Genomic DNA, 13,699 nt, shown 5'->3' with positions numbered 1-13,699 from the left:
ATTTCAAACAAATCTTCCCGATGGAGTCAACCTAGTTTTGTCCTGTAATCATTCAGTAACGAAAATATCAGATAGCATGAAAATCGTAAGAGCAATAGGTATAGGAACGGTCATCTGGGCATTAGGGGTAAGTTTTTATTCCCTGTCTTTTCTGATAAGCATTTTGGAGGATGCCCAGCAGCAAGCCAATTTGGCACTGTTTGTCATCGTGATGCCCTTAGTGTGGTTTGGGTCCAAGTTTTATTATAAGAAAGATAATCGCACTCATGGGTACTGGATTGGACAGACCTTCTTTCTGGTTGCTGCCACTTTGGATGCTTTGATCACCGTGCCCTTTCTGGTAATACCCAACGGTGGAAACCACTACGATTTTTTTACGGACATGGGTTTCTGGTTGATAGGGTTGGAATTCATTGCCACCACAACATTGTATTGGTATGCAAGGGTTTATACCAAATCACGCAAGTCAGTTTAATCACATAAAAAGCATTCATTATGGAATTCACAACAAGCAACATTTCACTTTTGATCACAACACTTTTGTTTGGTTTGGTAGCCGGACTATGTTTCACCTGGGGAAACACCGTAACGCCTGGCATTGGACAATTGGACGAGATGGGTTACCTGCAGGCCTTTCAAAAAATGAACCGTAGCATAGAAAATCCTTTATTCTTCTTGGTCTTTATGGGGTCTTCTTTAATAGGAATTGCCATGGTCTTCATGAATCGAGGTATAACCCCAACCCACTTCTGGTTGGTGACCGCTGCGGTAGCAATCTACTTTGTAGGCGTAGTGCTCATCACGGTTTTTGGCAATGTTCCCTTGAACCAAGTACTGGATAAAACGGATTTGATCAATAGTTCGGCTCAGCAATTGGCTTCGCTCAGGGAAAAGTTTGAACAACCGTGGAATCAGTTTCATAGGATTCGAGTGGTATCGGCAACCATCTCATTTACGCTATTGCTCATTGCGGGAATTGGAAAATAAGCAACACATAAATAATAACATCAAAAATTTAAAATCATGAGAAAAAATGTATTAGTAATCGGCGGAACAGGAAAGACCGGTAAAAGAGTGGTCGAAATTTTAAACCAAAAGGGTCATAATGTCCGCATTGGTTCAAGAAGTCAGAACCCGGCATTTGATTGGGACAATCAAGAAACCTGGTCCAAAGCACTGGAGGGAATGGATGCGGTCTACATCACGTTTCAACCCGATTTGGCGGTACCCGGGGCCTTGGAGGCCATAGAAGGGTTAACCAAGGAGGCAATACGACAAAAAGTAAAGAAACTGGTTTTGCTTTCGGGGAAAGGTGAGCGAGAGGCGGAGCTCTCTGAGCAGGTGGTCATCAACTCTGGTTTGGATTACACCATTGTCAGGGCCAGTTGGTTCAACCAGAATTTTAGCGAAAGTTTCTTTTTGGAGCCCATTCAACATGGATTTGTAGCACTTCCTAAGGCCAATGCCCAAGTTCCTTATGTGGATGCCCGGGATATTGCTGCGGTAGCCGCCGAAGCTCTGTTGAATGATGAACACAATGGTAACATATATGAATTGACCGGTCCTCGTTTTTTGACCTTTGCAGAAATTGTAAAGGAAATTGAACAGGCCACGGGCAGGGAGATTGCCTTCACCCCCATTGCATTGCCAGCATACACAAAAATGCTCAGAGAGCAGGGTGTCCCTGAGGATTACGTTTGGTTGATCGATTATTTGTTCACTGAGGTTTTGGACAATCCCAAAAATCAGGTTATCACTGGAGATGTTGAAAAGGTGTTGGGCAGAAAACCTATCGACTTTTCAGATTACGTGAAGGAAACCGCTACTACCGGGGTTTGGAATCAGCCGGTTACTTCCTAGAGTTTATCATCAATCAAAAAACAGAGAAAGCGGATCTTTAGGATCCGCTTTTATTTTGGCCCATGGGTTTAAGAAAACCTTGAGATGCAAACTCCCCAATCTTTTTTCCCAATATAAATCCCTCCTCAGAATCATATCTAAAATGAATTCCCAAATAAACCCTGGACATGGACGCTTCCATGCCTGCCTCGGAGAAACTGTTGAAAGAACGTGTGGGAGGGTCCATTTTTATTTTTTCTGAAAATAGTCCGGCTTTGTCGACTTCTGGTGTTGTCATGGTAAAGGAATATGAGTCACCCTTGCCCAAGGTGTTTGACAAAATGGTCATTGCCGCTGTGCTCGCAGTTCCATGGGCAGAGGGGTAGGATGGGAAAGGATAAGTGTGTTGATGCAGATTGTTCCATAGTGTATCTGCCTCCGTATCGGGATTTCCGTCATTTTCTGCCCATCGGATGGCGGTATATGGTCTCCAGTGGTTGTAATGGAATTTATTGTTGAAAACACTGATATAGGCATCGTAAACCGTTATATTGAGCAATGCAAATAATCGTGCCACTTCCCATAGATTCAATTGCTCCTTTTCCACTAGTTGCCTTGCCAGTCGATTATGTGAGTTTTCTACAAAATCTTTCCACCACATGGCCAAATGTGTCTGGTCGGCGGTCCTGGTCATGCTTTCCGTGCTTCCCAGTTCCTTGACCTCATTGAATGCCTTGGTATAGGCCTCACTCATTATGTCTGGGGGAGGGGGCGATCTAAAGTGATCCTGTGTTGGCAGCATGAATGTTTTTGCCTTGGCCCATCCAGAGCCAAAAATGAACCCTTCAGGTGTCCCACTGTGTTCATTGAACTCCGCGTAGACCCCAGGGGCCATAGGATGCCATGCATATTCCGCTTCATCGCCCCACCCATCATCGGAGCGCATGGTAAGTAGCATATTTGCAGCCATCTCGCCAAGTTCCCGAGCTTCTGTTTTTTCTTTTTCCGAAATGTTTGCTATCCAGATATTCAGTTCTTCTCCCAGTTCTTTCTCTTTATCCGGATATTGGTCCACCGCAACGGTATATGCGGCATAGGCTACCGATGCTATGGGATTGGCAGTCGATTTTTGATTATTGTGGGCATATTGAGCGTATTTGGGAGTAATGGTGTTCAAAACATCGTGCATGGCCAAGTGGGCCATTGAGGCAGTCCTTAAGCCTTTTAAGGTGGAAAGACCATCTTCCGCAACTGCGATATCCATAATTTTTTGGTTCCAAGCACTTATAATTTCAGCATGGTATTCGTTTATATCTATCTTCTTTTCTGAACAATTACAGAGCAGCAAAAAAGTAATTAATAAATAAACTGCTGAAGGTTGAATTGGATTTTTCATGACAAATTGGATTAACGACCATTGGTCCATTTGTAATTTTCCAAACCTTTTAGTTTGGGAATTTTTTTGGGGAACGATTGTTTTTTGAAAAAATAGGAGGGAATTAGCACTAAGCTAATCCAAATTTCTAAGAATCAGGCAAGTATCATGTTAATTTTGAATAGATTCCATTAAATATTGATAGGCCATCCCGGAGAGTATTGCCAAGCCAAAGCTCAACAAAGTGCCGATGAGCACATATTCGGTGAGCTTACGGTTTTTTCCCTTATTGAGGTCCCCAAATCGAAAAACGGACTTTGCGGTGATCAATAATCCAATGGCCGACCATTGCTGCAACAGGATGAATCCGAAGACAAAAAGTCGCTCCAACATACCAATGTATTTGCCGGCATTTTTGAGCGAACCGCCCTCGGCGGATTCATCTTCTTTGGCAATTTCATCAATATAGGGAGCGAGAAACATCCGCATGATGATACCACATACAAAGGTGACAAACACCAAAAAAGTGATCAACAGCAAGTTTTTTTCTCCAAAGAGTACATTGAAATCAATTTCAAAGGGTGTGACCCAGTACAAGACGGCTGCCAATACCAGCAAATGAAGTATTTGGTCCAAGACGAATAACCATCTGTAGTTTTTCTCGTTGGTAAAGGCCAATTTACCCAGATCAATCAAATAATGGGTGACGATTATTATAGCGACAGGCCCCAGGTATTTAAATTGAAGCAGTAACAGAAGGAGGAGCAAGTGAACTCCGATATGCCAATATAAATACTTGGATTTCCATTTTTTTTCCAATTTATGCTCCACCCAATGGCGTGGTTGTAGCGCAAAATCCCCGATAAAATGGGCAAGGATAAGTTTTAGGGCGAGAAGTGTCATAGATTTTGGAGTTGGGTTTGGTAAAATTGCATCATTTTTTTGATTTCATCAAAACCGGCCTTGCTCAACTCCTCACTGATGTTGCCTTGGGATTTGTTCAGGATGGATGCCAGTTCCCGTTGGTTCATGGAAGGATTTTCTATGGTATTCACCACGGTTTTGGCGATGGCAGGGGTCCAGTGGTCCATGGTCAATAGGGCCAGTTCCAAGAGCAGGTTGATGTGGTCGTCAAATTTTTTGTTTGGCGACTTTATGGCCAGATTCTGCTTCTTCAGCCCTTCAAAACATTTTCCAGAGTTTACAAAGGCCTCTCCATTGGATTCCGTTATTTTTTTGGCGGCATATGTTTTTTGGCCGAGCCCAATAGCCATGCGGACATCGATATTTCGCAATTGTTTGATGCATGCTTTAATGTAAATACCGGCTTCAAGGGCTTTTTCGGGAGTGGTTTCCAGTTGAAAACTATCACCCCGATACACTTCCCATTGAAAAGGTTCCCGGCCGTAATGGCTCAATGCCCCTTTCAGCAAGGGCAGCCATTTGGAAGCGTTGTGCGCTGTTGAATTTTTGATATCCCCGGTGATTATGGCAACCATGGTCGTTATGGACTGTTTTGAAAATCTGCTGAAACAAAGATAATTAAAAATATCTGTTTATTTACAGATAATATTAAAAATCTGCTTTTTTACAGATAATTTTGATGTGAATCAAAAAAAAGAAGCCACACCCATGGCTGGTGTGACTTCTAAATCAACAAAAAACACGCTATCCTCTTCTTTCGCTCTCCTGCATTTTCTTTTTACCGTGTACGGATTTATGTAGCCTCATTTTTTTCCAGGTATTATACTGATCTTCAGTAAGCACCTGTTTCATCCTTTGTTGATGTACAATCTGACGGTCCAAACGGGCATTTTCCATTTCAAACCGCTGTTCGGGTGTGGGGTTTTTCCACGCACCGCTTTCTTTTTTTGCCTTCATCTCTTCCCAATGCGCCTTACGATGTTCGGCTTCTTCCAAATTTAACTCCATGACCTGATCTTGTTGGGTCTGGGTAAGGTCCAGGGCCAAGATCAATCTTTTGGTCTGCAAGGTTGCCATCTGTTCCGGGGTCATGTCCCTTGAAGGTCCTTTTCCCATACGGTGCCCTTCATTCCTTTGACCCAGGGCTCCCAAAGTGGTCAAAAGAACCAGCAATACTGCCAATCGTTTCATATGTTTTGATTTTTAATGATTCGATTATTGGACACGGGCCACGACGGATGGTTTAACCTCCATCCGATTATTTATAAGGGTTTTAACAAAGGCAGTGAAAAGGAACTATTTGCGTTCCAAGACCAAATCGGTAGCCTCCTCTTCCAAAGGGATTTCCATATCCTTGAATTCCGCCTCCACATAGGTTTTGGACTGCATTTGATTTTGGAATTCGTCGTGCTTTTCAATAATATAGTATGCGAAGCTGGCAGTCAAAAAACACGAAAAGTAGATAAGGCTTTTGATTTTATAGGTCATGATATTGAGATTTGGTATTACTAAATTAGGCAAACCGTTTTTCAATACACACGATATGTTGCGTAAGGACACTTTTTAGATGTGTGTCAGATAAAAGGCGTGGTATAATCGACCAAAAGCATGGTTTGGCGCCAAAATGAATCGAGTGGGGGCGGAATGCTATGGCATATGGGTTGGGCCAAAAGTGGTTTTTAAGAATTTTTAGGCCCTTTTTTTGATCTTAGATCGGGATTTGGGACCATGAAGAAAGCCCAAAAGGAACAAAATCAACTGTTAAATAATTATTAAGGCACCTTTTTTTCCACAGGGGAATCAACCTTTGGGAGTCCTGCGTTTTACTGACACTTCCAACGAAAACCCCATCTATTGCTGGTCTCAGGGACGATATACTTTTCCTAAAAAAAACCAAAAAGGTGTAACAATTGTGTTTTTCCACCGTCTTATAAGCATATATCATCAATCAAAAATTCAATCAAAAAATGAACAAGTTATTACTGATTTACGGATGTGTACTATTAAGTAGTCCCGCCGTAGCCAATGACCAACAAAATGCGGCGGCACCCATTTTACAAGACGATATGGAATCCGCTGTCAGGTTTGAGAACAGCAGCACAACATTGTACATCAATGCTGAGGCTGGAGAGCAAAATTCAAATCTTTGCCATGAGGTAAAAGAAGGAGAATATGAGCTGAGTTTGGATGAAATAGTGTTTATAGAGGAAGATTCGGAAATAAACCTTGGTTTTGACACTTCCGATTACTTGCCCGAGGGCTTTAATCCCTATACCACCTATTTTGATTTGAATTCCATCATATACCTTGAAAATGAAGTTGAACTGGACCTTGGGTTCAATAGTGGGGATTACCTTCCGGAAAACTTTGATGCCCATACGCAGATTGTGGAAGTAAGTGCCATCAACTTTATGGAGGAAGAGGATTTGGAACTGGGTTTCAATACCAAGGACTATCTTCCAGAAGGGTTTTCACCCTATGAGGTATACGTGGACCTAAGTGCCATTCCTTATATAGAGGAAGATGTGGAATTGGAGATGGGTCTTGATAGCAGCTATTACCTGCCAAAAGGTTTTGATCCGTATACCAGCGTATTGGATGTAGCTTCCTTCAACTATATGGAGGATGAAGAAATAGATTTGGGTTTTGATGCCAGTGCGTATCTCCCAGAAAATTTTGACCCCTATATGGAGTCAAACTAAGTAGGATGCATTAGTTTTCATTTTACAAATTTTTTGAGTTAGTTAGTCGAAAAGGCCCTCCAAAGGAGGGTCTTTTTAGTTTCACACATTTTCTGGTCTTTGCAATAGCTTCGTTAACAAAAAAATAACACTAAAATCGACCAAGTGTACTTGGTAAAAAAGGAATTTGAAAATTGATAATCCAGTAAAATTTGTCATCTGGGATCATTGCCTTTTCAATGTTTTGCACAAAGGATTACAAACTTGATTTTTGAGTAATTTCCTACAGAACGTTAACAAAAATCTAATTGTAATAATCTTAGCATTTTCTGGTTGTACATTTGTATAAACAATTAAAAAACGACCGTTATGACCTACAGAAATTATGCACTAACAGCAGTTTTCACCGCCCTTGTCGGAGTTACTGCCCATGCAAACGATATTAGCAAAACAGCACAGGATCTGGATGTACAGAGCATCGAGTTTATTGAGGAGGACCACAGCTTGGAACTGGGATTTGATACCTCCAAATATCTACCGGAAAACTTTGATCCATATCAAGGACAGTTTTCACTATCGGCAATAAACTTTATGGATCTTTGCGATGAGATAGAGCTGGGGTTTGAAACCAAGGAATTCCTTCCGAAGGATTTTAATCCCTACGCAGAATAAGTTGAGTTAAGTTAGTTTCTTACTTTTTTTTGAGTTAGTTAGTTTATCAATGGCCCTTCCAACCGGAAGGGCCATTTATTTTTAGAACAACAGCGGTATAATAAATTGGAATGCCAAAATAAGCAGCCCCACGGCAATGAGGTTTAAAATGATACCGACTTTGGCCATTTGCGCTATTTTGATATAGCCGCTGGCAAAGACAATGGCATTGGGTGGCGTGGCCATGGGCAACATAAACGCACAGCTACTTGCAATGGTAACGGGAATGAGCAAATAAAGAATTGGAATCCCCAATCCAAGGGCAATACCCGCCACCACGGGGGCAAGAACAGCAATCAAGGCCACGTTGCTCATCAGTTCCGTCATAAAAAGCATTAAGCCAATGAGCAGTGTCGCGGTAACTAGGATACTTATTTCACTCTGGGCGATGGCATTGGCCACCATGTCCACTATGCCACTGGAACTCATACCTTGTGCCAGTGCCAATCCCCCACCAAACAGTATCAGTATCCCCCAGGCCAGTCTGGAAGTATCTCTCCATTCTACAATGAAATCTCCTTTTTTGATGTTGTAGGGTATCGAGAACAGGGCAATGGCCGCAAACATACTTATCATCGTATCGGTTAGCCCCAAAGCCGGGAAAAGCGCATTGATCAGTGTCCTGAAAATCCAAAGGAATACAGTGATTACGAAAATGGTAAGTACCATCTTTTCCTTACCCGAGGTAGGCCCAAGTTTTTCCAATTCGGCATGGATGACTTCTTTTGAGGCATTGAAGGTCAGTCCCCGATTTGGATACATCCATTTTACCAATACAACGTAGCACATGCCGATCATGACTATGGAAAATGGCAGACCTATGGTCATCCATCTCAAAAATGAGATTTCTGTATTGTACTCGTTTTCCAGAAGGCCTATCAAAACGGAGTTCGGGGGGGTTCCTATCACTGTGGCAATGCCTCCTGCATTGGCAGAAAAAGCAATGCCCAGCATGACACTGAGCGCAAAGTTTTGGTCATTCTTGGTAAAACCATCCTCATCATCGATAAGCAGATTGATTACCGAAAGGGCAATGGGGAGCATCACCACAGTACTTGCCGTATTGCTGATCCACATGCTCAAGGATGCTGTGGCAATCATAAACCCAAGTACGACCTTGTTCGGAGTGGTGCCTGTCAACCGTATTATGTTCAAAGCAATCCTTCGGTGCAGGTTTACTTTTTCCAAGGCGAGGGCCATGACAAACCCACCAAAAAACAAGAAGATAATCGGGCTTCCATAGTTCGCGCCAACTTCGGCAATGGGCAAAATTTTCAGTAGTGGCAGCAACAAAAGGGGCAGTAAGGCCGTCACGGAGATGGATACCGCCTCTGTGATCCACCAGATGAGCATCCAAACGGCGACCGAAATAACGGCATCTCCTTTTTCCGAAACGAGTTCTATCGGCAGGTTGACCAGAATCAGAAAAGCGATGGGGCCTAGAACAAGGCCCAATTGTTTGCTTACGTCCATATCGAATTCTAAGCTAAGGGTTTTGCCGATCATTTAAAAATCAACAAACGCATGAAATACCCTCCTTTTTGTTTTTTTAATTGTTTGGGATGCTTTTTATGGCCAAAAACCCTTTATTCTTCGTGCATCAAGTTTCCATTTCACCGAGGAGTGATATCAGCCGTTCTACACCATGAAAAATGTTTGGACAATATTCCTGGATAAAAGACTCGTCCAACACATGATTTTTTATGAGGCCTTGAGCAGCAATGCTTCCATCAAAATCAACATAGGCCAAACGAAAGTTCAGTACATGGCCTTCAAAGTAAAAATCTGTCCCTGGCAATAAGGCAATCCCCCTTTTTTCCAAGAGATAGTTTGCAATTTCCTCACTTGTAAATAGCTGTTTTTTTGCAAAACCGGCTCGGTACTTTTCAAAATCGATCATAAAGTAAAAACCTCCTTGGGGCTGTGTACATTTGACACCAATGGCCATTAACTTATCAAATACATACTTGCCGATAGCCTTTAGTATTTTGGTGTTGTTGCTTATGCCCATTAGAACCTCCTTGTCTAATGAGAAGGCTTCACAAGCTGCATGTTGAATAGGTGATGCCACTGCACTAAAGGTTTCACTGAACAGGGAGCTGAAGTTTTGATGTGTAAATTCGAGTTCCGCTGGTAAGGCCATAAACCCCAGCCTGTATCCCCCAGCGGAAAAAATCTTGCTAAGGCCTCCAAATAATATGGTCTTTTTGGGGTAATATTCACCAATGCTGGCAGACCTGCCATTTTGAAAATTCAACAGGGAATAGATTTCATCGGATAGCACAATTATATTGTGTTCTTCACATACTTCTGACAGCGATTTTAGCTCTTCGGGAGAATACACGGCACCGGTGGGATTATTTGGCGAATTTAGAATCAAGGTTTTTTGCCCCGTGGGGTTGACCCTACAATAGTTTGATAGGCTTAATGCCGTGATTTTGTAATTGTTTTCAAAGTATGTTTTCAAAATTGCAAACTCTCCCCCCTTTGATTTTATTTGCGGAAGATAGCTTACCCAACTTCCCTGTGGAATCAAAAAGATTCCCTCAAGCATCAAAATGGTTTGATATAACAACTCTTTACTCCCAGGGCCAATGTAAATGTAGTTGGGGTCGGCGGTAACGCCATGATACTTCTTTAGGTAGCAGGAAATGTTTTGTCTGAGCTGTGGCAATCCTGTGGATGGAAGGTAATTGTTGTTATCCGCATGCGCCATTAGTGCATCCACAATTTTTGGGTGGACGCCAAAGGGTGACTGTCCGAAACCAAAATGATATATGGTATGGCCTTGATCGCGCAATTGCTTAACCTTTTGGTTGATTGCCAATGTAGCGGAGGGCTTAAGATTCGATATTTGGCTGTTTATCTTTATCATGATGTCATTTCAAATTAAAAAAGAAGCTCCAAAAGAGGAGCTTCCTTATTTACATAAATTGAAAACTGATATGTTGTTAGTTGATCTTGAAGGTCAATCGGCCAAAAAGATACCTACCATTGGTTCCAAATTGGACAGATCTTCTGGAATAGATGAACCTACCATCCGATCTGAAAGCGGGATCGTTTTCATCAGGATAGACATCCAACAGATTATTTGCCCCAACGGTCAACCTGAAGTTAGGTGAAAAGTTATAGCCTACAGTTAAATCTGTGATTATTTTAGCCCCAAAGGTAGTATCTACCGTCGGATCATCGTTATTTGTTGCCTCCTCTACTTCCCCAAAATAGCTGTTTCGCAAAAAGAAATTCCAATTATCACCAACCCGAAGGTTGTGTGAAAGATTTCCTTTGGTAGTAGGTACCGCCGACTCAAGAAAAATCCTGCTGGTCGGGTCAAAATAGGTATCGCTCAACCCTGCGTTCGCAACGGCGGTCGGCACTTTCACATTTTCAACACTGGTCTCCGAAAGGGTGAAGGCCAACGTATTGGTCAACGACATATTGCTGGAAATGGCGGCGTTATGATCTATTACGATATCCAACCCTTTGGTTTCTGTATCCACAGAATTGGCAAAAAATGCAGCTTGTGTGGCATTGGCCTGAGCAAATAACGTTGCCAATTCGGCATTGCCCCCGTCATCAAATTGCCCTGTGAGCACAACCCTGTCATCAATATTTACAAGAAATCCATCAACTGTAAATTTGAGGTTTGCACTTGGCACTCGGGCAGTGAATCCTGCGGTAACGCCAAATGAAGTTTCCTCTTTGAGCTCTTGGATACCCAATAATCGAGCTACCCTGGAGGTGTTTGAAAAAATACCCACTTCGTTCGGTACGCCATCCACAAAAAGAGTGGAAGTTGAGTTAAAATGAATTTGGTGCAACGAGGGGGCCCTAAACCCTGTTTGAAGACCTCCACGGATATTAAAGTTCTCGGATGCTTTGATCCTTGACGCCAATTTGAAATTGACAGTACCACCAAAATCGGAGAAATTTTCATAGCGAACGGCTCCACTCACCAAGAAGGAGTCCGTGAAATCCGCTTCAACATCAAAATAGCCCGCAATGGAGTTTCTAAAAGCATCCACTTCGTTATCGGGTTTAAATCCAGGGAACACCTGAATGCCCCCTGGCCTGGAACTGCCAAAAAAGTCGGTGGGCACAACGGAATTTGGATCTGTCGGGTCGTGAACGTTACCGAGCGTATTGTACTGCGCGTAAGAGGCTTCTTCACCGGCAACTATGGCATAGTTTTCCACACGATATTCCGCACCAAAAGCAATGTTTAGCCCAGACATAATATCTTCAAAGAACTGGCTCATGTCAAAATTGGTAGTATTCTCATTATAATTGAAACCACCAGAATCGGCCTCAAAAGGCGTGGAATTGGCGAGGGACGCATTATTCGAATTGGTCACCCTATACAAGAAAGCATTCTTTCCATAGGAATTGCTGAAATCGACATTCCAATCTCCCAGTTTGCCCCGAATACCAAATGCGGCGGATTGATCGGTAATACTTGAATTGATCTCTGGCCTAAAACCATTGATGTACGCTGGGGAATATGCCCTCGACTGAAATGGCAGACGATAAAAACCAGCAGCATTACCATTTTTAAAACTAAAGCCCCCAAAACCGTACAGTTCAAGGTTTTCTCCCAGAGGAATTGACAGATTGGCAAAGAACTGTGCACCTCTTAATTCAGATTGCCCTACCCTCATATTGAAATCACTTCTTTCTAAATTTCTTGCGGTCAGTTCCGACTCTGTTACATCGGCATTCAATATGCCCTGAAGATCCTCTTTGGTTTCACTCCCGGTCAAGGTTACCCCAGCAGCACCGGCATATTGAAAAATATCGGCCAAATCATCATCCAAAAGCAAAGAAGTATCATAACCATCCGCGGCGGCAACCCTTTCAATTGAATTGTAAGAATTGAATATCTGTCCTTCCCATTCAAGCATTCTATTGGTCCATCCCCTGTAATTAAAACTACCGGTAAAGTTCACGAAACCGCCATTATCCCCAATTGGCAGCCCATAATTGAGTCCAAGGTTCACCTGTTCGCCATCGATTTCTTTTTCAGGGCTACTTTCGCTAGTGAAATTGGCACCGGTGGCCAGGTCCACTTGAAGCTCGTTTACATTTCGCCTTAGAACAATATTGATGACTCCCGCAATGGCGTCGGAACCATACTGTGCGGCAGCTCCGTCTCTCAGAATTTCAATTCTTGAAATGGAATTCGATGGAATCGTGGTCAAATCGGTTCCGACACTTCCACGACCAAACGTTCCGTTTACATTGACCAATCCCGTTTTATGTCTGCGCTTACCGTTGATCAACACCAGTACTTGGTCTGGGCCAAGTCCTCTTAGCGCTGCAGGCGCTATGTGATCTGTACCATCAGAAATGGTTTGTGGGTTTGAGGTAAAGGATGGCGCGGCATAGTTCAAAATTTCTTCAACGGTTACTTGAGGGGTGGACAGTACCAGTTCCGTAACGTCCAAAACATCGACGGGCACAGGCGTGTCAGTAGCTGTTCGATTTACATTACGGGAGCCCACTACCACAACATTCTCCAAAGCCAGGCCAGCTTGTAAGGTTACATCGAGCGTACTGCCAGTGACTGCTCTCTCCACTGTGTTAAAACCGACATAGGAAAATACCAGCGTATCCCCTTGATCGGCCTCAATGGTGAAATTGCCATCAAAATCTGTAATCACACCCGTGGTGGTTCCTTTTAGTAAAATGGAAACTCCAGGTAAGGGTTGGTTTTGGTCATCATAGACAGTTCCCGATACTTCTTGTGCCACGGCGGTAAAAGAAATTAACAAGCCTAAAAAAAGCGTAAGTACATTTTTTTTCATGTTCATATTATTTAAGAGTTAGGTTCATGTGTGAAAATCATAAAAATTGTTAAATAAATTCAAATTTTATAATTTTTACATCCCTAAGGTATTGATTTTTATTTAATAGGGCATTTTTTTGAGAATTCAATATCTTCACCTTTGGTGAAGACCTAAAATTATTGTGCCCTGTTCCAAATTATTTGCGACAATTTTTGGGAACGTTCCGGAAAAAACATTGAATAAAATAGGCGAGAGTGCTGCTCATCTCGATGGCCATATTCCTTGTCGGCGAAGTGTTCTTGGAAACGCCTACTTATAAGAATACCGTACCAAAACCAAACCTGATTTAAGGAAGCTTGATCTAGGGTCTTAGATAAGAAGAT

At 42.6% G+C, this 13,699-nt stretch carries 13 protein-coding genes; 5 read left to right on the top strand and 8 right to left on the bottom strand.

Features of this window, described 5'->3' with window-relative positions; all coding sequences use genetic code 11:
* The first annotated feature begins 76 nt into the window (after positions 1-76).
* Genes K7G75_RS00135 through K7G75_RS00125 form a run of 3 tightly spaced genes read left to right on the top strand, consistent with a single transcriptional unit; the run spans position 77 to position 1,860 of the window.
* A complete protein-coding gene (locus K7G75_RS00135) occupies positions 77-475 on the top strand; it encodes a DUF5367 family protein (RefSeq protein WP_222981504.1) in 399 nt (132 codons plus the stop codon).
* A 20-nt stretch (positions 476-495) separates the two neighbouring features.
* A complete protein-coding gene (locus tag K7G75_RS00130) occupies positions 496-987 on the top strand; it encodes an anthrone oxygenase family protein (RefSeq protein ID WP_222981502.1) in 492 nt (163 codons plus the stop codon).
* A gap of 36 nt (positions 988-1,023) precedes the next feature.
* Complete coding sequence (locus tag K7G75_RS00125; protein ID WP_222981500.1) at positions 1,024-1,860, top strand: NmrA family NAD(P)-binding protein; 837 nt, start codon at positions 1,024-1,026, stop codon at positions 1,858-1,860.
* A 37-nt stretch (positions 1,861-1,897) separates the two neighbouring features.
* Here K7G75_RS00125 and K7G75_RS00120 read toward each other — a convergent pair whose 3' ends face one another.
* From K7G75_RS00120 to K7G75_RS00100, 5 genes are all read right to left on the bottom strand, one after another.
* Positions 1,898-3,103, bottom strand: coding sequence for a vanadium-dependent haloperoxidase (locus tag K7G75_RS00120; protein ID WP_262420206.1), 1,206 nt, complete (start codon positions 3,101-3,103; stop codon positions 1,898-1,900).
* Between the two features lie 282 nt (positions 3,104-3,385).
* On the bottom strand, positions 3,386-4,117 hold the full coding sequence (locus K7G75_RS00115) for a DUF3307 domain-containing protein (protein ID WP_222981496.1): 732 nt from the start codon (positions 4,115-4,117) through the stop codon (positions 3,386-3,388).
* On the bottom strand, positions 4,114-4,713 hold the full coding sequence (locus tag K7G75_RS00110) for a transcriptional regulator (protein WP_222981494.1): 600 nt from the start codon (positions 4,711-4,713) through the stop codon (positions 4,114-4,116). Before K7G75_RS00110 ends, K7G75_RS00115 begins: the two co-directional genes overlap by 4 nt.
* 169 nt (positions 4,714-4,882) lie before the next feature.
* Positions 4,883-5,329: a DUF4890 domain-containing protein gene (locus tag K7G75_RS00105; protein WP_222981492.1), complete on the bottom strand. Its 447-nt coding sequence runs from the start codon at positions 5,327-5,329 to the stop codon at positions 4,883-4,885.
* Positions 5,330-5,434: 105 nt separating this feature from the next.
* Positions 5,435-5,626 (bottom strand): hypothetical protein, encoded by a 192-nt coding sequence (locus K7G75_RS00100; protein WP_222981490.1) that lies wholly within the window; start codon positions 5,624-5,626, stop codon positions 5,435-5,437.
* A 479-nt stretch (positions 5,627-6,105) separates the two neighbouring features.
* Here K7G75_RS00100 and K7G75_RS00095 point away from each other — a divergent pair, with 479 nt between their 5' ends.
* Positions 6,106-6,840, top strand: coding sequence for a hypothetical protein (locus tag K7G75_RS00095; RefSeq protein ID WP_222981488.1), 735 nt, complete (start codon positions 6,106-6,108; stop codon positions 6,838-6,840).
* Positions 6,841-7,188: 348 nt separating this feature from the next.
* Positions 7,189-7,491, top strand: a complete 303-nt coding sequence (locus K7G75_RS00090) for a hypothetical protein (RefSeq protein ID WP_222981486.1) — start codon at positions 7,189-7,191, stop codon at positions 7,489-7,491.
* A gap of 81 nt (positions 7,492-7,572) precedes the next feature.
* Here K7G75_RS00090 and K7G75_RS00085 read toward each other — a convergent pair whose 3' ends face one another.
* The 3 genes from K7G75_RS00085 to K7G75_RS00075 form a co-directional block, all read right to left on the bottom strand.
* Positions 7,573-9,003 carry an SLC13 family permease gene (locus tag K7G75_RS00085; RefSeq protein ID WP_222981484.1) on the bottom strand — a complete coding sequence of 477 codons (1,431 nt, stop codon included), beginning with the start codon at positions 9,001-9,003 and terminating at the stop codon, positions 7,573-7,575.
* Between the two features lie 127 nt (positions 9,004-9,130).
* Positions 9,131-10,405, bottom strand: coding sequence for a pyridoxal phosphate-dependent aminotransferase (locus tag K7G75_RS00080; RefSeq protein WP_222981482.1), 1,275 nt, complete (start codon positions 10,403-10,405; stop codon positions 9,131-9,133).
* Between the two features lie 76 nt (positions 10,406-10,481).
* Positions 10,482-13,334 (bottom strand): TonB-dependent receptor, encoded by a 2,853-nt coding sequence (locus K7G75_RS00075; protein ID WP_222981480.1) that lies wholly within the window; start codon positions 13,332-13,334, stop codon positions 10,482-10,484.
* Between the last annotated feature and the right edge of the window lie 365 nt (positions 13,335-13,699).

Source organism: Flagellimonas meishanensis (assembly GCF_019880545.1).
Classification (GTDB): domain Bacteria; phylum Bacteroidota; class Bacteroidia; order Flavobacteriales; family Flavobacteriaceae; genus Flagellimonas; species Flagellimonas meishanensis.
This window is presented reverse-complemented; position numbering and strand designations above follow the sequence as displayed.

Bases quoted from the DNA above. Each gene is read 5' to 3' on its own strand.
- K7G75_RS00135 (WP_222981504.1), top strand. From the start codon at position 77: ATGAAAATCGTAAGAGCAATAGGTATAGGAACGGTCATCTGGGCATTA.
- K7G75_RS00130 (WP_222981502.1), top strand. From the start codon at position 496: ATGGAATTCACAACAAGCAACATTTCACTTTTGATCACAACACTTTTG.
- K7G75_RS00125 (WP_222981500.1), top strand. From the start codon at position 1,024: ATGAGAAAAAATGTATTAGTAATCGGCGGAACAGGAAAGACCGGTAAA.
- K7G75_RS00120 (WP_262420206.1), bottom strand. From the start codon at position 3,103: ATGGATATCGCAGTTGCGGAAGATGGTCTTTCCACCTTAAAAGGCTTA.
- K7G75_RS00115 (WP_222981496.1), bottom strand. From the start codon at position 4,117: ATGACACTTCTCGCCCTAAAACTTATCCTTGCCCATTTTATCGGGGAT.
- K7G75_RS00110 (WP_222981494.1), bottom strand. From the start codon at position 4,713: ATGGTTGCCATAATCACCGGGGATATCAAAAATTCAACAGCGCACAAC.
- K7G75_RS00105 (WP_222981492.1), bottom strand. From the start codon at position 5,329: ATGAAACGATTGGCAGTATTGCTGGTTCTTTTGACCACTTTGGGAGCC.
- K7G75_RS00100 (WP_222981490.1), bottom strand. From the start codon at position 5,626: ATGACCTATAAAATCAAAAGCCTTATCTACTTTTCGTGTTTTTTGACT.
- K7G75_RS00095 (WP_222981488.1), top strand. From the start codon at position 6,106: ATGAACAAGTTATTACTGATTTACGGATGTGTACTATTAAGTAGTCCC.
- K7G75_RS00090 (WP_222981486.1), top strand. From the start codon at position 7,189: ATGACCTACAGAAATTATGCACTAACAGCAGTTTTCACCGCCCTTGTC.
- K7G75_RS00085 (WP_222981484.1), bottom strand. From the start codon at position 9,003: ATGGACGTAAGCAAACAATTGGGCCTTGTTCTAGGCCCCATCGCTTTT.
- K7G75_RS00080 (WP_222981482.1), bottom strand. From the start codon at position 10,405: ATGATAAAGATAAACAGCCAAATATCGAATCTTAAGCCCTCCGCTACA.
- K7G75_RS00075 (WP_222981480.1), bottom strand. From the start codon at position 13,334: ATGAAAAAAAATGTACTTACGCTTTTTTTAGGCTTGTTAATTTCTTTT.